This window comes from Litchfieldella qijiaojingensis, from assembly GCF_014651875.1.
Lineage (GTDB): Bacteria > Pseudomonadota > Gammaproteobacteria > Pseudomonadales > Halomonadaceae > Litchfieldella > Litchfieldella qijiaojingensis.
The window spans coordinates 106,223-125,561 of sequence record NZ_BMXS01000009.1 but is presented as its reverse complement, the minus strand read 5'-3'; the positions used below and the strand labels follow the sequence as shown (position 1 = coordinate 125,561).

Here is a 19,339-nt window from a genome sequence, read left to right as displayed (position 1 = left end):
ATATGAGCGCTCCCGCGCAAGCAAGGCGCGGGCCGGAACTCAGTGACTGGGCAGCAGCGTGGCGGGCACCAGGTCACTCAGGGTGCGATCGAGCAATAGCTCGGTGGCGGCCTCGATATCCGGGGCGAAGAAGCGATCCTTGTCGTAGTAGGGCACGCGCTCACGCAGCGTTCGCCGTGCCCGCTCGAGCACCTCGGTGGTGTGGAGTCCGGTGCGGAAGTCGAGCCCCTGGCAGGCGGCCAGCCACTCGATGGCCAGGATGCCGCGCACGTTGTCGGCCATCTCCCACAGTCGCTTGCCGGCGGCCGGTGCCATGGAGACGTGATCCTCCTGGTTGGCCGAGGTTGGCAGGCTGTCGACGCTGTGTGGGTGGGCCAGGGCCTTATTCTCGCTGGCCAGCGCCGCCGCCGTGACCTGGGCGATCATGAAGCCGGAATTGACCCCACCGTTCTCGACCAGGAAGGGCGGCAGTTGCGACATGTGCTTGTCCATCATCAACGAGACGCGACGCTCGGTGAGCGAGCCGATCTCGGCGATGGCCAGGGCAAGGTTGTCGGCGGCCATGGCCACAGGCTCGGCGTGGAAGTTGCCGCCGGAAATGATGTCGCCTTCCGCGGCGAACACCAGCGGGTTGTCCGATACGGCGTTGGCCTCTACTGCCAGTACCTCGGCGGCCTGGCGAAGTTGAGTCAGACAGGCGCCCATCACTTGGGGCTGACAGCGCAGTGAGTAGGGGTCCTGGACCTTGCCGCAATTGGCATGGGAATCGCTGATTTCGCTGCGCTCCCCCAACAGATGACGATAGGCTGAGGCTGCGTCGATCTGTCCCTGTTGGCCGCGTATGGCGTGGATGCGCGCATCGAATGGCGCACGCGAGCTGAGAGTGGCTTCCACGGTCAGTGCACCGCACACGGTGGCGGCGGCATAAAGGTCTTCGGCCTCGAACAGCCCACGCAGGGCATAGGCAGTGGAGACCTGGGTACCATTGAGCAGTGCCAGGCCCTCCTTGGGCGCCAGAGCGAGTGGCTCGAGGCCGGCGATCTCCAGCGCCTGACGGGCCGGCAGCCATTCGCCCTTGTGTCGGGCCTTGCCTTCGCCGAGCAGCACCACGCTCATATGCGCCAGCGGTGCCAGGTCACCGGAGGCCCCCACCGAGCCCTTGAGCGGAATGTGGGGATAGACCTCGGCATTGACCAGTGCGATCAGGGCGTCAAGGACGTCGCGGCGAATGCCCGAGAAGCCACGTGCCAGGCTATTGACCTTGAGCACCATGATCAGCCGTACCAAGGCATCACTCATGGCCTCGCCGACACCGGTGGCATGCGACAGCACCAGCGAGCGCTGCAGGTCCTCGAGGTGATCCTTGTCGATGCGGGTCTGGGCCAACAAGCCGAAGCCGGTGTTGATGCCGTAGACGGTGCGGTCTTCCGCCACCACCCGGTTGACGCAATCGACGCCACTCTGGATTGCCTCATCGGCACTGGTCGGCAGTTCGACCTGGCACGGCGCCTGATACACCCGGCGCCACTGCGCCAGGGTCATCTTGCCGGGGTTGATCGTCATCGCTTCCATCAGTCGTTTTCCTCGTTGAGCATTGGCAGGTCTAGCCCGTTCTCTTGCGCACAGCGCTTGGCGATCTCGTAACCGGCATCGGCGTGACGCATCACCCCCGTACCGGGGTCGTTGCGTAGCACCCGGCCCAGACGGGCATGGGCGTCATCCGTGCCGTCGGCGACGATCACCACCCCGGCGTGCTGGGAGTAGCCCATGCCCACGCCGCCGCCATGGTGCAGTGACACCCAGGTGGCACCACCGGCGGTGTTGAGCAGGGCGTTGAGCAGTGGCCAATCGGATACAGCGTCGCTGCCGTCGAGCATGCCCTCGGTCTCGCGGTTGGGGCTGGCCACCGAGCCGGAGTCGAGGTGATCACGGCCGATCACGACCGGTGCCTTGAGTTCGCCATTGGCGACCATCTCGTTGAAGGCCTGGCCGAGGCGGGCGCGGTCCTTGAGGCCTACCCAGCAGATCCGCGCCGGCAGCCCCTGGAAGCTAATGCGTTCGCGGGCCATGTCAAGCCAGTGGCGCAGGTGCGGATCGTCAGGGATCAGCTCCTTGACCTTCTGGTCGGTCTTGTAGATGTCTTCCGGATCACCGGACAGCGCCGCCCAACGGAATGGGCCGATGCCTTGGCAGAACAGCGGGCGGATATAGGCCGGCACGAAGCCGGGGAAGTCGAAGGCATTCTCGACGCCCTCTTCCTTGGCCATCTGGCGAATGTTGTTGCCGTAGTCGAAGGTTGGTACGCCCATCTTCTGAAAGTCGAGCATGGCCTGTACGTGCACGGCCATGGAGCGTTTGGCAGCCTTGACTACCGTCTCCGGCTCGCGGTTGCCACGCTCGACGTACTCGTCCCAGGTCCACCCCGAGGGCAGGTAGCCGTGCAACGGGTCGTGGGCGCTTGTCTGGTCGGTGACCATGTCCGGCTTGATGCCACGCTTGACCAGTTCGGGCAGGACATCGGCGGCATTGGCGCACAGGCCGATGGAAACCGCCTTGCCCTCGCTGGTGTAACGCTCGATACGCGCCAAAGCATCGTCCAGGTCCGTGGCCTGTTCATCCAGGTAGCGGGTGCGCAGGCGGAAGTCGATGCGCGACTGCTGGCATTCGATGTTCAGCGAACACGCGCCGGCCAGGCTTGCCGCCAGTGGCTGGGCGCCACCCATGCCTCCGAGACCGGCGGTGAGGATCCAGCGGCCGGTGAGCTTGCCGTCGTAGTGCTGGCGCCCGGCCTCGACAAAGGTCTCGTAGGTGCCCTGGACGATGCCTTGGGAACCGATGTATATCCATGAGCCAGCGGTCATCTGGCCATACATCATCAGACCTTTCCTATCCAGCTCGTTGAAGTGCTCCCAGTTGGCCCAGGCCGGTACCAGGTTGGAGTTGGCGATCAGCACGCGCGGGGCGTCCTTGTGGGTCTCGAACACGCCCACCGGCTTGCCGGACTGGATCAGCAGCGACTGGTTGTCTTCCAAACGACGAAGAGTCTCGACGATCTTGTCGAAGCACTGCCAGTCGCGGGCGGCGCGACCGATGCCGCCATACACCACCAGGTCCTCGGGGCGCTCTGCCACGTCCGGGTGCAGGTTGTTCATCAGCATGCGCAGCGGTGCTTCCGTCAGCCAGCTCTTGCAGGAAAGCTCGCTTCCGGTGGGGGCAGCAATCTTGCGGCTCGGGTCGTGACGCGGGTCGCTAGAGAGCGTTTGGTGGCTGGTCATCGTGTCGTTCCTCTCGAGTCTTTCGCCTTTCAGGCATTCAGGGTCAGGTGGTGGATCAATCGAGCCGCTGCCTTGGCGGTACGGCCGTCGATATCGAAATTCGGGTTGAGTTCGGCGATGTCGGCCACGCGCAGCTTGCCGCTGTCGCGAATCACCTTGATCAATGGCTCGATCAGGGTCAGGGAGACACCGTGGGCTGCCGGAGCGCTGACGCCGGGGGCCTCGCAGGCCGGCAGTACGTCCAGGTCGATGGTCAGGTAGAGGTGATCGCAGTGGACGATGAAGCGCTCCAGATCCAGCACGATGGCGTCAAGCGTCGTTCTGTTTATCTCGTGGTCCTCGCGTACCAGCACGTCCAGCTCGGCGGCCCGCTCGAATAGCGCGCGGGTGTTGGACGCACGACTCACTCCCAGGCAGGCGTAGTGGAATGGCCAGCCACGTTCATCGCACTGCTGGGCGATCTGTGCGAAGGGGGTGCCGGACGAAGAGCCCCGACGCGGATCGCGCAGGTCGAAATGCGCATCGAAGTTGACGATGCCGATCCTCGGTGCAAGGCCGTCCGGCTCCCGTTGCTGTTTCTCCAGGTGCCGAGCCAGGCCCAGCCAACTGCCATAGGCCACTTCATGGCCTCCGCCCAGGACGATGGGCTGGTGGCCGGCATCGAGCAGCCGTTCGAGGCGCTTGCCTAGATGCTCCTGGGCGCTCTCCAGCGCATTGCCGTGGCAGTGCACATCTCCGGCATCGTAGGCAGGGGCCTGGCGGTGCCAGGCAAGATTCGCCAATGTCTTGCGCAAGGCCCGAGGCGCCGCGGCGGCGCCGATACGTCCCTGGTTGCGTGCCACGCCGGCGTCCGATGCAAAGCCGATCAATGCCACTCCGGTGGGGCTGTCATCGGCAAGTGGACGGATGCACTGGTGCCAGCGCAGGCTATCCGGCTCGGGATCCTCGCGACCGGCCCAAGGCGACATATCGATGACCTCAATGTTCATGGCTGATCCCTCCCTCGAGCCGTCCATTGAAGATCCGCTGACGCAGGCGGCCGGGCTGGACGGCATAGGCCAGTTCCGCTGCTGTGTCGATGTTCCAGAGGCAGAGGTCGGCGGGGGCGCCCTCCTGAATTCGACCCAACTCGGGGCGTCCGAGTGCGCGGGCACCATGCGCTGTCATGCCGGCCAGCGCTTCGCGTGGTGTGAGTCTGAACAACACGCAGCCCAGATTGAGCATCAGCGTGGGCATGAATAGTGGTGAACTACCCGGGTTTGCGTCGGTGGCCAGCGCCATGGGCACCCCGGCTTCGCGAAGTGTGGCGATGGGGGGTTGCTTGGTCTCGCCCAGGGTATGGAAAGCCCCGGGCAGCAACACTGCTACGCTGCCCGCTTCGTGAAGGGCGGCCACACCAGCCTCGTCCAGGTACTCGATGTGATCGGCGGAGAGCGCCCCGTGCCGTGCCGCCATGGCGGTGCCGCCGAGATTGGAAAGCTGCTCGACATGGGCCTTGATGGGCAGGCCATGGGCTTCGGCGGCCTCGAAGACCCGCTCGCATTGGGCCACCGAGAAGGCGATCTTTTCGCAGAAGACATCCACCGCATCGGCCAGGCCCTGTGCGGCCGCCGCCGGAATCATCTCGTGGCACACCAGGTCGATGTAGCCGTCGCTGTCGTTCTTGAATTCGGGGGGCAGAGCATGGGCGCCGAGCAGGGTGGTGACCACCCGCACCGGCAGTGCGTCGCCCAGTCGCCGCGCCACGCGCAGCATCTTGAGTTCGTCTTCGACGGTGAGGCCATAACCCGATTTGATTTCCACCGTGGTCACGCCGTCGTTCATCAAGGCTTGCAAGCGCGAGAGAGCGGCGTCGAACAAAGCCTCTTCGCTGGCCTCGCGGGTGGCGCGTACGGTGCTGAGGATGCCGCCTCCTTGGCGGGCGATCTCCTCGTAGCTCACTCCTTCGAGGCGACTTTCGAACTCGTCGGCGCGCGAGCCGCCGAATACCAGGTGGGTATGGCAGTCCACCAGGCCTGGGGTCATCACCCCGCCACGAGCCATCTCCTCGCAGTCTGTGGCACGGGAGGCGTCGAACTTGCGCATCGGCACGAGCCGGGCGATCCGCTCGCCTTCGACGATCACCGCCATGGGCTCGGGCAGGGTGTCGTGCCCATCGAAGACGCGGACGTCGCGCCATAGTCGCTTGGTCGACTGATTGCCTGACATGTGGCCTCCCACCTGAATGTATTTGTATATACATTTAGAGCAAGCCTATCGTGACGTCAACCCCCACCCTTTCTCCGCATGCTTTCGCCTTTTGGTAAAAACCGATCAGTGGTGGTTCGATATCCTCACAACATGCTGAAATAAAAGAAATGATTAGCCTGTTTTTCAAGGGGTGCCGTGGGCTTCATCGCATGCTCGTTAGACCAAAGTCTAGGCGTGAGGGTCCGTCCTTGGCTGGCGCCGCTGAGGCTTGTATTGTATATACATATCCAGGCCCCACACGACAACCACAAGGGAGGAACTTTCCCATGGCGAGCCAAGAACAGATCTCGGGTATCGCGCGACGTCCGTCACCGACCACCGTTCTCAAGCTGTTCGTACCCAGTGCACTGGGCATTCTGATCTTCTTCGTGCCATTGACGATCGCCGGTCGCACCACGATTCCGCTCGATCATATGGTCACCGGTGCACGCACCCTGCTGGGGGATCTCAGTGGCTTCTACGCTCTGGCGCTGATCGTCGCAGGTGCGCTCTATCCGCTGGTCAAGGGCTACTGGCGGCGCAGTCTCACCGAACGCATCTTCACCGTGCTCAAATTGGCCGGAGTGGCAGCGGCGCTGATGGCGTTGACGGGCTGGGGGCCGAACTTCCTGCACGAACCGGACATGCTGCCCTTTCTGTTCGACAAGCTGGTGATTCCGGTGGGGCTGATCGTACCTATCGGCGCCGTATTCCTGGCACTGTTGATCAGTTATGGCTTGCTCGAGCTGGTCGGTGTGCTGCTGCAGCCGGTGATGCGCCCGGTATGGCGTACCCCAGGACGTTCGGCGATCGACGCCGTGGCTTCCTTCGTCGGCAGCTATTCGATTGGTTTGCTGATCACCAACCGTGTCTACCAGGCCGGACAGTACTCGGCCCGCGAGGCGGCGATCATTGCCACTGGCTTCTCCACGGTTTCGGCGACCTTCATGATCATCGTCGCCAAGACACTGGACTTGATGAGTGTCTGGAACGCCTATTTCTGGCTGACGCTGGCCATCACCTTCCTGGTCACGGCGATCACCGTGCGCGTGCCGCCGCTGTCCAGGATGAATGACGAAAAGACCGACGGTGAGCCCGAGGCCTCTTCCGGCAAGCGGCTTTCCACCGCCTGGAACACTGGGCTGGACGTCGCCGCCAAGGCACCGAGCCTGCCGAAGAGCGTGGCAATCAACGTGCGCGAGGGGCTGGTGATGGCGATCAGCATCCTGCCATCGATCATGTCGGTGGGGCTGCTGGGGTTGCTTGCCGCCAAGTACACACCGCTGTTCGAGTGGTTGGGTTGGCTGTTCTACCCGTTCGTGGCGATCTGGGGGCTCGAGGAGGCCGCCGTGCTGGCGCAGGCTTCGGCCGCCGGCCTGGCCGAGATGTTCCTGCCGGCGCTGCTAATGGGTGATGCCGGCTTCGTGGCACGCTTTGCCGCCGGCGTGGTGTCGGTATCCTCGGTGCTGTTCTTCTCCGCCTCGATTCCCTGCATCCTTTCCACCAGTATCCCGCTCTCGGTGGGGCGGATCGTGGTGATCTGGTTCATCCGCCTGGCGCTGAGCCTGATACTGGCGGTGCCGGCGGGGTATCTGGTCGCTATGTCAGCACTCTGAGGCACTGGCCGGCGTGATAGAGCATGAACCCGCTCTCGTAGGCGGCACTCCACAGCGACCTGGCGCGTACCGGGCGAGCCCTTTGGAGGGGAAGGGGCAGCAGGCTGTCGTCACCGCTGACGAGATAATGGGCGAACCCCTTGCCGATCACGGTGCCGGTAGTGATGCCGCGCCCATTGTAGCCCGATACGGCCAGCATCCCCGGTGCTGGCTCGAAGAGCCGCGGGGTATGATCTGGCGTGAAGCCTATCCTACCGGTCCAGGTTCGTTCCCAGTCGAGCTTGCCCAGTTCGGGGAAGTAGTGGCGCTGGATGCGGTTTGCCCAGCACTTGAGAAGGTGGCGGGTTTGGTTTCTCCCCGCCCCAGGCTGCCAAGAATCAGCCGCCCCTGGGCATCGCGACGGATGCTGCTGAGTACGCTACGGGTATCCCAGGCACCTTGTCGCTCGGGGAGAATACGGTCTGCGGCGTCACCCGCCAGAGGACCGGATGCCACCTGGTAGAAATAACCGCCGAAGAAGTGGCGCCGCACCTGGTTCCAGGCATCCCGGGTGTAGGCATTGGTGGCGATCACCACGTGCGGTGCCTTGATGTTGCCACTTGGGGTGACGACGCGCCAGGCATCGCCGACTCGCTCCACGCGCAGCACTGGGCTATGGGTATGTAGTCTGGCGCCCGCCTGGGCCGCGATCCGGGCCAGGCCTCGGGTATAGGCGGTGGGGTTCAGGGTCCCGGCACGCTTGTCGAACAATGCACCGTGGATGCGCCGAGTGCCGATCAGAGCCTGGCAGGCATCGCCCTCGAGCAATTCGACGGGGGCACCACGACGCTGGAATTGCTCGTGGCGCCGGGCCAATTCTGCGCTACCCCGATGATTGGGGGCCAGATGCAGGGTGCCCGTGCGCGTGGCATCGCAAGCGATGGCATGCCGCTCGATCAGGGCGAAGACCTCGTTCGGCGCGTTGCCGAGCATGGCATTGGCGCGTTCGCCTACTTCCGGCCCCAAGGCTTCCCGAATGTCGTCGGGCGGAATCCACATCCCGGCATTGACCAGGCCGACGTTACGCCCGGAGCCGCCGCTGGGAATCTCGCCGGCTTCCAGAACCGTCACGCCAACGCTCCGTTCGGCGAGGTGAAGGGCTGTGGAAAGCCCGGTGATGCCGGCGCCGATGACACACACCTCGCTATCCAGCGCCGTTTCCAACGCTGGATAGGTGGCGTGGGCTTCAGCGGAAGTGCATTCCCATAAGCAACGTGACTCCATCACACCGTCTCCCGCACCTTGGCCTTGGGCGCCGTTCAGTCGAACTTGATGCCCTGAGCCAGTGGCAATTCGCTCGAGTAGTTGACGGTGTTGGTCTGGCGGCGCATGTAGCTTTTCCAGACATCGGAGCCGGACTCGCGACCACCCCCGGTGTCCTTTTCGCCACCGAAAGCGCCGCCAATCTCGGCACCGCTGGGTCCGATGTTGACGTTGGCGATGCCGCAGTCGCTGCCGACGCTGGACACGAAGGTTTCCGCCTCGCGCACGTCGGTGGTGAAGATGCACGACGAGAGCCCCTGCGGGACGTCATTGTGAATGGAGATGGCCTCGTCGAGATCGCGATAGGGTAGTACATAGAGGATCGGCGCGAAGGTCTCGCTCCTGACCAGGTCGTTCTGCGCATCGACCTCGACGATGGCCGGCGAGACATAGTGGGCATCCGGATAGCGATCGGCGAGTTGGCGTTCGCCACCGCGAACCTTGGCCCCTTGTTGGCGGGCTTGCTCGAGCGCGCCTTGCATGGCATCAAAGGCAGCTCGGTCGATCAACGGACCTACCAGCGAGCCTTCCAGCGGGTTGCCAATACGGATGCCCTGATAAGCTTTTTCAAGGCGCGACAATACCTCGTCCTTGATGGATTCGTGCACGATCAAGCGACGCAGGGTAGTGCAGCGCTGGCCGGCCGTACCCACCGCCGAGAACAGAATGGCGCGAACGGCCATGTCCAGGTCGGCGCTGGGAGTCAGGATCATGCCATTGTTACCGCCCAGTTCGAGAATGCTGCGTCCGAAACGTGCTGCTACGCGAGGGGCGACCTCACGCCCCATACGGGTGCTGCCGGTGGCGCTGATCAGCGGGATGCGTGGGTCGTCGACCAGGCGTTCACCCGCTTCCCGCGCGCCGATGATCACCTGACTCAGGTCGGCCGGAGCTTCGTCGCCGAAGGCCTCGCTGGCATGGTCCAGCAGTGCCTGGCAGGCCAGCGCGGTGAGGGGAGTCTTCTCGGAAGGCTTCCACAGCAGGCTGTTGCCGCAGACCAGTGCCAGCGCGGCGTTCCAGGCCCAGGGTGCGACTGGGAAGTTGAAGGCGGTGATCAGCCCGATCGGCCCCAACGGATGCCTGGATTCGCGCATGTGGTGGCCAGGGCGTTCCGAGGCGATGGTCAGGCCATAGAGTTGGCGCGACTGGCCGACGGCCAGATCGCAGATGTCGATCATCTCCTGCACTTCGCCCAAGCCTTCCTGGAGGATCTTGCCGCTTTCCCAGGAGACGAGAGCGCCCAGGTCCTCCTTGTGCTGGCGTAGCTGTTCGCCAAACAGACGCACCAGTTCGCCACGTCGCGGTGCCGGCACCCGACGCCACTGCTCGAAGGCTTGGCGGGCCTTGGTTATCCGTGCCTCCACGGCGTCGGCATTCTCGAGCGTGACTCTGCCGATCACGCTGCCATCGATGGGAGTGACGACTTTGTAGTTGCCGTCGCGGTAGAGGGAAGGCGCTACACCCATGCGCAGCATGATGGAGTCGACCATTCTTTCTCCTCTCGTTGTTGTTGGAGCGGGATCGGAAGAAAGAAAGCAGTATCACCAGGATAGTTGACGTTCCTCAAACGACGTTTGGTATCGACATCATTCCTTTTTTTCATGCATGTGAGGGTGTCGCCAATGAGCCGATATCACTGGATATGCTTGTGCAGCGAGGAGCGTAGCTTGTAGCGGTCGCCGGGATGTATCAGGCGGGCATAGCTGATCAAGTGATCGTCCGACCAGGTGCGCCGGGTCATGCACAGGCAGGGGGTGGTCGTGTCGGTTTCCAGCCAGGCCGCGGTGCGCTCGTCGGCCAGCACCGCTTCGACCACGTGTTCGACATCGGTGATGGGGCAGGCCGCTACCAGCACCTCGTTGGGCGTGTGCAGTGAAAAGTCGGTCTCCAGGTAGTCGGGAACCCAGCGCGGATTGACGAAGCGGTTCTCGAGCTGAATGGGGATACCGTTCTCGCGGTGCACGATCAATGTATGGAAAACGCGTGTGCCCAGACGCACGCCTAGACGTAGGGCAACCTCGTCATCGGCCTCGATGGCCTCGCAGCGCAGCACGTCGTTGCTATAGTCATGCCCGCGCCCGCGCACCTCCTCGGCGATGTTATGCACGTCGACAAGCGACGACTCCGCCTTGCGGTCGGTGACGAAGGTGCCGAGCCCCGGCTGGCGGGTCAGATAACCCTGCTGCACCAGGTCGCGGATCGCCTTGTTGGCCGTCATGCGGCTGACGCCGAAATCCCGCGCCAACTGCTCCTCCGGCGGAATCTGATGATGTGCCGGCCAGTCGCCGCCGTGGATCTTCTCCAGCAGGTGCTGCTGAATCTGCAGGTAGAGCGGGGGAGAACTGCCCATGATCTGCCGTGAATCCTTTCGCTAAGAGAATGTGACGACCAGTTTACCTGCCGCCGGCCCGCTAGGCACGCGGCATACCAGGCGAGGGCGTGGCTAGCGTCGAGTTGCGTTGATCCAGAAGAATAAGCCGATCCTGAAACGGGATGGCAACTCCGCTAAGCTGGAGCAATTCAAGGACATTGGGATTGCGGATGGGCAACGGAGTGCTTCGCTTACCCAGGCCCTCGTTCTTGCCAATGATGAATGGATAGTATGCTGGTCGTATGTAAGGGTGAGTTATGAGTGAACTGCCAGATGAAAATGAAAAAAGATTCATTGCCATCTTGAACAAGAAAATGGATCTGGGGCGAACGTTGAATGTCTTGGGGCATCTGAGTGTCGGTTTGCCTAGTCTGTTAGGCCATGGTGAGGCCAAATTTGTTGATTATGTTGATAATGATGAGAATGTCCATCCCGGCATTTCGCACTATCCCTTCATCGTGCTGAAGGCGGACAATTCAAATAAAATTAGAAGGCTAAGGGAGGAAGCTGTTTCTAGAGGTATCAAATTTACCGATTTTGCTCATACCATGATGGAAGGGGGCTCTGTTGCCCAGCAAGCACTGACGAGAGAGACCCGAGAAAGTGACTTGGAATATCTTGGGATATGCTTGTTTGGAGAGACAGAGATTTTGCGTGAATTTACAAGAAAATTTAGTCTTTATAGATAGTGGGTTTTCGGTGATATAACGAGGTTTTTTCTTGTTGGGCTAAAATGTTTAAAATTTTCATGCTTTGTTGGAGTGATAATGATCCTCGTATACGGAATCAAGGAACACCTCAACCCGATCAAGTCCAAACTTTCGGATGTCATCCACGGCTGTATGCAGTCCGTGCTTGGAATGCCGGAGGATAAAAGAGCTCATCGGTTCATCCCGATGGATGCGGATGACTTCTATTATCCCGGTGGGCGTACCGCATCCTACACTGTGATCGAGATAAACATGATGCGGGGCAGGTCGGTCGAGACCCAGAAGGCCTTGATCAAGGAGTTGTTCTCGAGAATCCATTCTGAGGTTGGCATTTCACCGGTCGACGTGGAAATCACAATCAATGAGCAGCCAGCTCACTGCTGGGGATTCCGGGGAATGACCGGAGACGAGGCGCGCGATCTCAACTATAGGGTCAAGGTGTAACAGCTCTGAGCTGAATGTGGGGAGAAACATGTGCTTAGCCATCGCAGAGTTGAGTGAGCAGGTTTGCTCTTGTACGCGAGGCTCGGCTTTGTGCCATTCTTTGTTGAGGAACGTCGTGGTCCTGAGGGGGAGCGGCTGGGCCTTATTCTGTCGTCTGGCGGTCGCTGGCCGTGGGAAATGGAAGCACTGCCAGAACCGGACCGTGATGTTCCATTGATGCTCGCTCCCTGTCCTTTCGAGCAGATCTGCGGGGCATGCCGGCAAGTGGCCTGATCGAAGACTCCCTGGAACAGGCTACGTATTCTACCTGTAGTCTTGATGACTGAAACCGCTTTCCATGGTAGAGCTTGGTTTTCAGGAACTGTTTCGGCTCGACCGGCTTTGATAGAGGGGCAGAAGCCCCTCTATTTAATGTTCAGAAGGAAATGACAACATGAACATGATGACTCTGCTGTTATTCGTTCCGGCATGCTTTGCTTTGAACATGGCGCCGGGGCCGAACAATCTCATGTCAATGAGCAATGCCAAGCATTACGGGGTCCGGACCGCATGCCTGGCCGGTATCGGCAGGCTAATGGCATTCGTGATCATGATCGTTCTCGCCGCATCAGGCTTGGCAACCGTATTGCATGCATCGGAACAGCTTTTCTTCATCGTCAAGGTGGTTGGTGCCTGCTATCTGTTCTGGCTGGCCTTTCAGTTGTGGATTGCTGATGCGTCCAAGGGAGACATGGCACCGATGAAGAATATGAAATTGTTTGGGCTGGCCAGGCAGGAATTCCTGTTGGCGGCGGGTAATCCCAAGGCAATTCTCATATTCACGGCCTTTCTTCCTCAGTTCGTTGAACCCGCGGGTAATGTCGCTTGGCAATTCTTCGTGCTGGGAGCCTTGTTCCTGATACTGGAGTGGGTGGCGATAGCGGCTTATGCATGTTTCGGGGCGTTCCTGCGACACTGGTTCTCGCGCCCGGCCATGCGGCAATTGTTCAACCGTTGTTGTGCTGGGCTATTGGCAAGTGCTGGAGTGGGCCTGTTGGTGGCTCGCAGAGAATGATGACTGACGACCGCATTCGGAGATGTCGAAGCGGTGAGCTGATCATCAAATGCGAGCCGTTTCTGCGCCAGTGGTCTGCTCAGCCTTGCTTGATCACCTGATACAGACGCTGCTGAGCGGTCTGGCTGGACATGGTCTCGTCATTGAAGAAATCGGTCAGGATCCCTATCCAGCCTTCCGACATTTGCGTGGGCATGGCCATCGATTGTGCGCTGACCCTGCGATTGTCGTTCATGATCATCTTTAGCCCCAGTTGACCGCAGCGATCGAGTCCGGTGGGATCGATGTCGGTCCGTACCGGCAGCGAGCCTTTGATGCGGCTGAACGCGACCTGATTGTCGGGGTCGAGCACCATGCGGGCGAACGCCTGTTGCGCTTGGGTCTCACCCTCGCGGGTGGTCAGCGGGAAGGCAAAGGCATCGATCACCGTGAAATAGGCGATCGACGTGCCGGGCGCGAGGTTGCACCCGAAGTCCCGGTCGGCGGTATAACCGAGGGAAACGAGCTCGCCCTTTGCCCAGTCGCCCATGAATTGCATACCGGCCTCGCCGCGCCCGACCATGGCGGTCGCGTCGGCCCAGGTCTTGTCCGCCCGTGCCGCCGGCGATTCGGCATAACGGGACAGACGCCGCAGCATATCGAGCGCATCCAGCATACGCGGGTCGAGCACGGCTTCCGCATCCGCGCCGATGATCCGTGAATACCCCACGTCCCCCATCGTGTAGTACATGATGTCATTGAAGAGCAGCGAAACTTCCCAAGAGCCGGAGCCTATTGCAACAGGCAGATGTCCCGCCGCTTTGATCCGGTCGGCTGCAGTGAATATGTCGCCCCACGTCTGAGGCGTTTCCAGCCCCAGCTCATCGAATATCTTCTGGCTGGTCCACAGCCAGTTTTCGGCGTGAATATTCGATGGGGCGAAATACACCTCGTCCTTGTAGGTAATCCGGTCGAGAACAAAGCCGGGGAGCACATCGCGCCAGTGATCCTCCTGTGCTACAGGATCGATATCTTGAACGATCCCCATTTCCGGTAATTCATGGGAGCCCTCGTTCGCGTTCCACTGCATTACGGCTGGCGGGTAGCCATTGGCAATGCGGTCACTGACAATGCGCTGTACCGCTACCTTGTCCGCCGCCGGTAGATCCACCCAGCGGTTTCCGGCACCGGCCCAGGCTTGTCTGTAAACGTCGAGTGCCGTGGATTCGCTCTTCGATATCCAGAAATGCACGACGTCGACTGTACTGCCCTCGCCGGCGATGGCAGGCTCTTGCGAACTCGCGGCCATCATGGCTGTTGCGAAAAAGAGGGTGCTCAATAACGGTTTCATCGGAACCTTCGCTTTTTTCTTGACTCGACGAAAATGAGTTTCCACTATCGCCTGCCGTTTCGTCCGGTCGAAGCGGCGAGCGCAATCATCGAATGAGTGCCGTTTCTGTGCCAGTGGCCTGCTTAGCCCACGTTGACGACCTGATACAAGCGCTGCTGGGCGGTCCGGCTGGAGATGGTTTTGTCATCAAAAAACTCGGCGAGTATGCTGATCCAGGCGACCATCTCATGTGACGGCATTGCCCTCGAGTGCACGCTGGCCTCGTGTTTTTCATCCAGGATCCGCTGCAGCCCCAACTGCCCGCAGCGGTCGAGCCCGCGGGGGTCGACGTCGGTTCGTACCGGCAGCGAGCCCTTGAGGCGGCTGAACGCGACCTGATTATTGGGGTCAAGCACCATGCGGGCGAAAGCCTGTTGCGCTTGGGTTTCGCCCTCGCGGGTGGTCAGCGGGAAGGCAAAGGCATCGATCACCATGAAATAGGTGATCGACGTGCCAGGTGTGAGGTTGCAACCGAAGTCTCGGTCGGCGGTATAACCGAGGGAAACGAGTTCGCCCTTTGCCCAATCGCCCATGAATTGCATGCCGGCCTCACCGCGCCCGATCATCGCGGTGGCGTCCGCCCAGTTCTTGCCCGCACGGGCCTCCGGCGGTTCGACATAACGGGATACACGGCGCAACAGATCGAGTGCATCCAGCATCCGCGGGTCGAGCACGGCTTCCGCATCGCCATTGAAAACCCTCGCATACTCCTCAGGGCCCATCGCGTAATACATGATGTTGTGGAAGATCAACGCGATTTCCCAAGGAGCCGAGCCAAGGGCGATAGGTCGGTAGCCCGCTGCCGCGATTCGGTCGGCAGCCGCAAAGATGTCGTCCCAGGTCTCGGGCGTCTCGAGGCCAAGTTCATCGAAGATCTTCTGGCTGGTCCAGAGCCAGTTTTCTACGTGAATATCCGACGGTGCGAAGTACACTTTTTCCTGGTAGCTGATGCGTTCGAGCACGAAGCTGGGCAGCCGATCGCGCCAATGGTCCTCCCGCACGACCGGTTCGATGTCATTGACGATACCCATCTCGGGCAGTTCTCTGGCACCCTCGTCCACATTCCACTGCGTTACCGCCGGCGGGTATCCGTTGGCAATGCGATCGCTGACGATCCTCTTCAAGGCGGCTTCGTTTTCGACCGGCAGATCCGCCCAACGGTTACCGGCCTCCGTCCAGGCCTGTCTGTAAACGTCTAGTGCTGCGGACTCGCTCTTCGATATCCAATAATGCACGACGTCGACCGCGAGACCTGGGTCGGCAACAGCGTCGTCCTGGGCGCTGGCGGCCGTCATGGTTACTGCCAAACAAAGCCCTTTCAACAGCAGTTTCATCCGTTTTTCCTTTTTATTCGATATCACCCGAATTCCGCCATCGGTGCCGTCAGCGCGTATCCAAGGTCGATATATTGGCGTCCACCATGCGCGTTGCGGAATCGGGCAATTCAGTGCCATGCCGGCGCCGGTCAGTACCGGATTGCTTGAACCAGCGCTCTTTGACTTCGCTACCCGGCATCGGTTTGGCGAACAGGTATCCCTGGCCGATTTCGCAGCCCGCCTCCAGAAGGAAGTCGCGCTGCGCTTCGGTTTCGATGCCTTCCGCCACGCAGCGCTTGCCTAAATTGCGCGACAGATCGACCATCGCGCGGATGATCTGTTCGGACCGGCTGTCCAGGCCGATATCGGCGACAAAACCGCGATCGATTTTCAACTCATCGAAGGGGAAGTCACGCAGATGCAAGAGTGAAGCAAAGCCGGTTCCGAAATCATCGAGGGCAATGGATACATTCTGTTCGCGGAAGCGCGTCATCGATGCAAGTATGCGCTCGGCATATCGGTTGAGGAAAACGTCCTCCGTCACTTCGATGGTCAGGTCGTGCCAATCGAGGTCATACTCGCGGATGGCCGAAGCGAGTATTTCGAACCCGTTCTCGTTGATCAGAAGTGCCTCCGGCAGATTGATGGCGATGGGACCTGACAAAAATCCCGCCTCTTTCCATGCCTTGAGGTCGCGGCATACGCCCCTTGCCACGGCGCGGGTCATGTCGCCGATGAGGCGCGGGTCTTCCATCAACGGCAGAAAAGCGCCCGGTGCGAGCAAGCCAAGTTTAGGGTGATTCCACCGGACGAGCGCCTCGAACCCGAGGTGGTCTCCCTTCCTCAGGCCAACCTTGGGCTGATAGTGCACGATGAACTCGTCGCGGTCGGCCGCGCAGGCGAGGGTCGCGGCCAATTCACTCTGTTCCAGCCGCGAGGCGAGTGAGGTTTCGTCGAAGATGACGGCGTTGTTCCGCTCGGTCTTGGCGGCATAGAGCGCGAGGTCGGCGACACGGACGAGGCCGGATTCATCCGTTGCATGAATGGGGACAATGGCACCGCCCACGCTGGCCGATGTCCGGAGCGTGTTGTCCTCGAAAGGGAAATCCGCCGCTATCGCCATAACGAGTCGATCGGCCATGGCGTTGAGACGGGCTTCATCGTCGATCCCAGGCATCAGAACGGCGAATTCGTCGCCGCCGATGCGGGCAATGATGTCGTCGGCGCGGAAGACGTTGCGGAAAATACGTGCGACATGGAGAAGTATGGCATCGCCGGTCGGATGGCCAAAGCTGTCGTTGATCGCCTTGAAGTGGTCCAGGTCGACGAGCAGTATGGAAAAGCCGGTGCCATCCCTTTTGAAGCGGCGGAGCAGACCGCGGAGTGCTGAATTGAAAAAGGAGCGGTTCTTGAGCGCGGTGAGCTCGTCCGTCTGGGCAAGATGGGTGAGTTCGTGCTCGAAGTCCATTTTCCGGCGGTGTTCGCTACGCAATTTTTTCAGCAGCGGATAGAACAGGAAAACGCTTGCCAGGATGAAAATCGCAGCGAGCATGAGAAGAAGGACGGTACTGATCGATACCGCGTTGCCGATGCTGGCGCCGCTGCGGTTGTGGGAGTGTTGAATAAGATCGTTGAAATGGCGCATGAGGAAGCTGTCGGCCGAGACGGCGAAGTCGATCGGTCCCCAGAAGGTGTATCGTCGCCGCCGGTCTTCGCGGCTGGCGCTGACCACTCTTTCGGCGCGCGAGAGAAAAACCTCGAGCCGTCGGTTGAGATCGAGGTAGAGGTCTTCGTCTGCTGAGTCCTGGGGGTTGATCCGCTCCAGGAGATTTTTGTTGAGGCGCCTGTGCATGGTCTTCAGCCGATTCATTATGGTTCGGATATCGGCAATGGCCGTGCGTACATCGTCAAGCATCGGCTGGACGATGTATTCAGGCAGATCGGGATCGGCGGATGCGCTCATGACCGCCCGTGTCTGATTGGCAAGTTGCTGAAACCGGATGAACTGGCGGCTGGTAAGGAAGCTGATTTCCTGCTGTAGCGCATGGCGGTCAAGCGCGATCTTGACCGTTAAATATGTCGCTCCAATGAGCAGGGTCATGATTATGGCGGCACCGATATAGTACCGGCCGATAGAGCGAATGTATCTTTCGACCGAAGAACCTGGTCTTGGTGAAAACGTCGATATTTCAGACATACTGTGCTGCTCTTCGGAGTAACGTTGTTGTCGTCCTTTCCGGTCCCTGTCCGGAGCGGGCGATTCCATTTGCCGGGGAATTCCCATCTGTGCAGCATCGGATCGTCCAGCTTTTTCTCAATCCACCCAAGTTAAGCCATGAGCAGCCTCAACACGGTTTCCGTCTCATGAACTTGTGTGGCTTTGGCCAGAGCCTACGGGGCTTCGATTTGAAGGTCCTCCGGCGATCAATGCCAATGTGTCCTGCAGCTTTGAAGCGGTCGCTCGGCCCAATAGTAGCGCGGTTTCAACACGGTGTGGACTTATAGAGCGATTGATGCGCCGGCTTTTCGGCAGGGGATGCGTTTTTCGGATAGCCTGCGTTTCGGGGATATCGATGTACTGGGTGGCTGTTGCGGCACTGGTCACCGGCATATCGAGCCGAACCGCGGGGCAAGCCGGCAAGTGACCAGACGCTGGTTCCGAGAAAAACGCCAATAGCCGGCGGGATCCATCGTCTCACCTTCGCTACGAAGCCGTTGAGACGACTGGATCTCGCTTCGTCTGCCTGTTGAACCGCATGCGCAAGACATGGCATAACTGGCCATTGGCCACGGTCGAGTGTTAGGGAAGCGCTGAATAAATGCCTGCGCGACTCAATCACTGCGTTACTGTGTATCGGGCAGCTACGCTAATGATCTATCCAGGGTCGTTGATTAGCTACCAGCAGTTTCCGGCACCGGGTAGCGAATGAGCAAGACCTCCAATGGGAAGCAATACATGCCAATAGTTACCATGATCGAGTTTTCTGATGTCTCAGAAAAGACATACGAAAAGCTCGGAGCGAGTCTCGCGTCAAACGGACCGCCGAGCGGCATCATGTTTCATTCATGTGGTGCGGTATCGGGAGGGTGGCGTATCGTGGATGTCTGGAATTCGCAGAGTGAATTCGATCAATTCGTGGATGGTACTCTCTTGCCGGCAGCTCGCGCACTTGGCTTGCCGGAGCCTTCCAGGCGTGAGTGTTTCCAAGCCTACCATGCCGGCTTGGTAAACACGTGACTGGTCTATTTCTGACTATACCATCCAACTTTACTTCATGCCCTGCTGGAGACATCATGACTTCCCTTGACTTAGTGGTTGTCCGTGTATCGGATGTTGAACAGTCGAAATTGTTCTATGAAGCCCTTGGTCTGAGGTTCAAGAAGGAGAAGCATGGTAATGGACCACTGCATTATTCTTCGAAAATTGGTGATGTTGTCTTTGAGATTTATCCTGCCTCGGGGGAAAATCCGGTTTCAGCCGGCACACGGCTGGGGTTCAGTACGGTCGTCAGAGAAGATCTTGACTCAACGATTATGAGCCTGGGAGGTCAAGTGATTTCCCGGTCAGACTCCGGCATTGTCGTTGCAGATCCCGATGGAATAAAAATAGAAATAAATAGCCGTGTGGCGTCATGATTTGTCGAGGAGCTTAT

General features: G+C 60.2%; 16 protein-coding genes. 5 read left to right on the top strand and 11 right to left on the bottom strand.

Features of this window, described 5'->3' with window-relative positions:
- Window positions 1-39: 39 nt before the first annotated feature.
- Genes hutH through hutI form a run of 4 tightly spaced genes read right to left on the bottom strand, consistent with a single transcriptional unit; the run spans window position 40 to window position 5,483 of the window.
- Window positions 40-1,572: a histidine ammonia-lyase gene (hutH, locus tag IE093_RS10575; protein ID WP_189468922.1), complete on the bottom strand. Its 1,533-nt coding sequence runs from the start codon at window positions 1,570-1,572 to the stop codon at window positions 40-42.
- Window positions 1,572-3,275 (bottom strand): urocanate hydratase, encoded by a 1,704-nt coding sequence (gene hutU / locus IE093_RS10570; RefSeq protein WP_189468920.1) that lies wholly within the window; start codon window positions 3,273-3,275, stop codon window positions 1,572-1,574. The genes hutH and hutU overlap by 1 nt, the downstream gene beginning before the upstream one ends.
- Before the next feature lie 29 nt (window positions 3,276-3,304).
- Window positions 3,305-4,264 (bottom strand): formimidoylglutamase, encoded by a 960-nt coding sequence (gene hutG, locus IE093_RS10565; protein WP_189468918.1) that lies wholly within the window; start codon window positions 4,262-4,264, stop codon window positions 3,305-3,307.
- Window positions 4,254-5,483 carry an imidazolonepropionase gene (hutI, locus tag IE093_RS10560; RefSeq protein ID WP_189468916.1) on the bottom strand — a complete coding sequence of 410 codons (1,230 nt, stop codon included), beginning with the start codon at window positions 5,481-5,483 and terminating at the stop codon, window positions 4,254-4,256. Before hutI ends, hutG begins: the two co-directional genes overlap by 11 nt.
- Window positions 5,484-5,791: 308 nt before the next feature.
- Between hutI and IE093_RS10555 the strand changes: the two genes are divergently transcribed.
- A complete protein-coding gene (locus IE093_RS10555; RefSeq protein WP_189468914.1) occupies window positions 5,792-7,120 on the top strand; it encodes a YjiH family protein in 1,329 nt (442 codons plus the stop codon).
- On the opposite strand, the gene IE093_RS22650 is transcribed toward IE093_RS10555, so the two are convergent.
- From IE093_RS22650 to hutC, 4 genes are all read right to left on the bottom strand, one after another.
- A complete protein-coding gene (locus tag IE093_RS22650) occupies window positions 7,104-7,370 on the bottom strand; it encodes a hypothetical protein (protein ID WP_268247397.1) in 267 nt (88 codons plus the stop codon). The genes IE093_RS10555 and IE093_RS22650 overlap by 17 nt on opposite strands.
- Entirely contained in the window at window positions 7,367-8,383 is a 1,017-nt protein-coding gene (locus IE093_RS10550; RefSeq protein ID WP_268247396.1) for an NAD(P)/FAD-dependent oxidoreductase, read from the bottom strand. Before IE093_RS10550 ends, IE093_RS22650 begins: the two co-directional genes overlap by 4 nt.
- A gap of 35 nt (window positions 8,384-8,418) precedes the next feature.
- On the bottom strand, window positions 8,419-9,912 hold the full coding sequence (gene amaB / locus IE093_RS10545; RefSeq protein WP_189468912.1) for an L-piperidine-6-carboxylate dehydrogenase: 1,494 nt from the start codon (window positions 9,910-9,912) through the stop codon (window positions 8,419-8,421).
- 143 nt (window positions 9,913-10,055) lie between these two features.
- Window positions 10,056-10,772 (bottom strand): histidine utilization repressor, encoded by a 717-nt coding sequence (gene hutC, locus IE093_RS10540; protein ID WP_189468910.1) that lies wholly within the window; start codon window positions 10,770-10,772, stop codon window positions 10,056-10,058.
- A 278-nt stretch (window positions 10,773-11,050) separates the two neighbouring features.
- On the opposite strand from hutC, the gene IE093_RS10535 reads away from it, so the two are divergent.
- The 3 genes from IE093_RS10535 to IE093_RS10525 all read left to right on the top strand — a co-directional run bounded on the left by IE093_RS10535 (window position 11,051) and on the right by IE093_RS10525 (window position 13,001).
- A complete protein-coding gene (locus tag IE093_RS10535; protein ID WP_189468908.1) occupies window positions 11,051-11,482 on the top strand; it encodes a DUF2000 domain-containing protein in 432 nt (143 codons plus the stop codon).
- Between the two features lie 78 nt (window positions 11,483-11,560).
- On the top strand, window positions 11,561-11,947 hold the full coding sequence (locus IE093_RS10530) for a tautomerase family protein (protein ID WP_189468906.1): 387 nt from the start codon (window positions 11,561-11,563) through the stop codon (window positions 11,945-11,947).
- A 433-nt stretch (window positions 11,948-12,380) separates the two neighbouring features.
- Window positions 12,381-13,001 (top strand): LysE family translocator, encoded by a 621-nt coding sequence (locus IE093_RS10525; RefSeq protein WP_189468904.1) that lies wholly within the window; start codon window positions 12,381-12,383, stop codon window positions 12,999-13,001.
- 79 nt (window positions 13,002-13,080) lie between these two features.
- Here IE093_RS10525 and IE093_RS10520 read toward each other — a convergent pair whose 3' ends face one another.
- The 3 genes from IE093_RS10520 to IE093_RS10510 form a co-directional block, all read right to left on the bottom strand.
- Window positions 13,081-14,331 (bottom strand): ABC transporter substrate-binding protein, encoded by a 1,251-nt coding sequence (locus IE093_RS10520; protein WP_189468902.1) that lies wholly within the window; start codon window positions 14,329-14,331, stop codon window positions 13,081-13,083.
- 122 nt (window positions 14,332-14,453) lie between these two features.
- Window positions 14,454-15,704 carry an ABC transporter substrate-binding protein gene (locus tag IE093_RS10515; protein ID WP_189468899.1) on the bottom strand — a complete coding sequence of 417 codons (1,251 nt, stop codon included), beginning with the start codon at window positions 15,702-15,704 and terminating at the stop codon, window positions 14,454-14,456.
- A gap of 49 nt (window positions 15,705-15,753) precedes the next feature.
- A complete protein-coding gene (locus IE093_RS10510; RefSeq protein ID WP_229803476.1) occupies window positions 15,754-17,787 on the bottom strand; it encodes a putative bifunctional diguanylate cyclase/phosphodiesterase in 2,034 nt (677 codons plus the stop codon).
- 1,193 nt (window positions 17,788-18,980) lie between these two features.
- Between IE093_RS10510 and IE093_RS10505 the strand changes: the two genes are divergently transcribed.
- On the top strand, window positions 18,981-19,322 hold the full coding sequence (locus IE093_RS10505) for a VOC family protein (protein WP_189468896.1): 342 nt from the start codon (window positions 18,981-18,983) through the stop codon (window positions 19,320-19,322).
- Window positions 19,323-19,339 lie beyond the last annotated feature (17 nt).

Excerpts from the sequence above, each read along its gene's own strand:
- IE093_RS10505 (WP_189468896.1), top strand. The coding sequence starts at position 18,981 with ATGACTTCCCTTGACTTAGTGGTTGTCCGTGTATCGGATGTTGAACAG.
- hutC (WP_189468910.1), bottom strand. The coding sequence starts at position 10,772 with ATGGGCAGTTCTCCCCCGCTCTACCTGCAGATTCAGCAGCACCTGCTG.
- hutG (WP_189468918.1), bottom strand. The coding sequence starts at position 4,264 with ATGAACATTGAGGTCATCGATATGTCGCCTTGGGCCGGTCGCGAGGAT.
- IE093_RS10555 (WP_189468914.1), top strand. The coding sequence starts at position 5,792 with ATGGCGAGCCAAGAACAGATCTCGGGTATCGCGCGACGTCCGTCACCG.
- IE093_RS10530 (WP_189468906.1), top strand. The coding sequence starts at position 11,561 with ATGATCCTCGTATACGGAATCAAGGAACACCTCAACCCGATCAAGTCC.
- IE093_RS10520 (WP_189468902.1), bottom strand. The coding sequence starts at position 14,331 with ATGAAACCGTTATTGAGCACCCTCTTTTTCGCAACAGCCATGATGGCC.
- hutU (WP_189468920.1), bottom strand. The coding sequence starts at position 3,275 with ATGACCAGCCACCAAACGCTCTCTAGCGACCCGCGTCACGACCCGAGC.
- hutI (WP_189468916.1), bottom strand. The coding sequence starts at position 5,483 with ATGTCAGGCAATCAGTCGACCAAGCGACTATGGCGCGACGTCCGCGTC.
- IE093_RS10535 (WP_189468908.1), top strand. The coding sequence starts at position 11,051 with ATGAGTGAACTGCCAGATGAAAATGAAAAAAGATTCATTGCCATCTTG.
- IE093_RS10525 (WP_189468904.1), top strand. The coding sequence starts at position 12,381 with ATGAACATGATGACTCTGCTGTTATTCGTTCCGGCATGCTTTGCTTTG.
- IE093_RS10550 (WP_268247396.1), bottom strand. The coding sequence starts at position 8,383 with ATGGAGTCACGTTGCTTATGGGAATGCACTTCCGCTGAAGCCCACGCC.
- hutH (WP_189468922.1), bottom strand. The coding sequence starts at position 1,572 with ATGGAAGCGATGACGATCAACCCCGGCAAGATGACCCTGGCGCAGTGG.
- amaB (WP_189468912.1), bottom strand. The coding sequence starts at position 9,912 with ATGGTCGACTCCATCATGCTGCGCATGGGTGTAGCGCCTTCCCTCTAC.
- IE093_RS10510 (WP_229803476.1), bottom strand. The coding sequence starts at position 17,787 with ATGACCCTGCTCATTGGAGCGACATATTTAACGGTCAAGATCGCGCTT.
- IE093_RS10515 (WP_189468899.1), bottom strand. The coding sequence starts at position 15,704 with ATGAAACTGCTGTTGAAAGGGCTTTGTTTGGCAGTAACCATGACGGCC.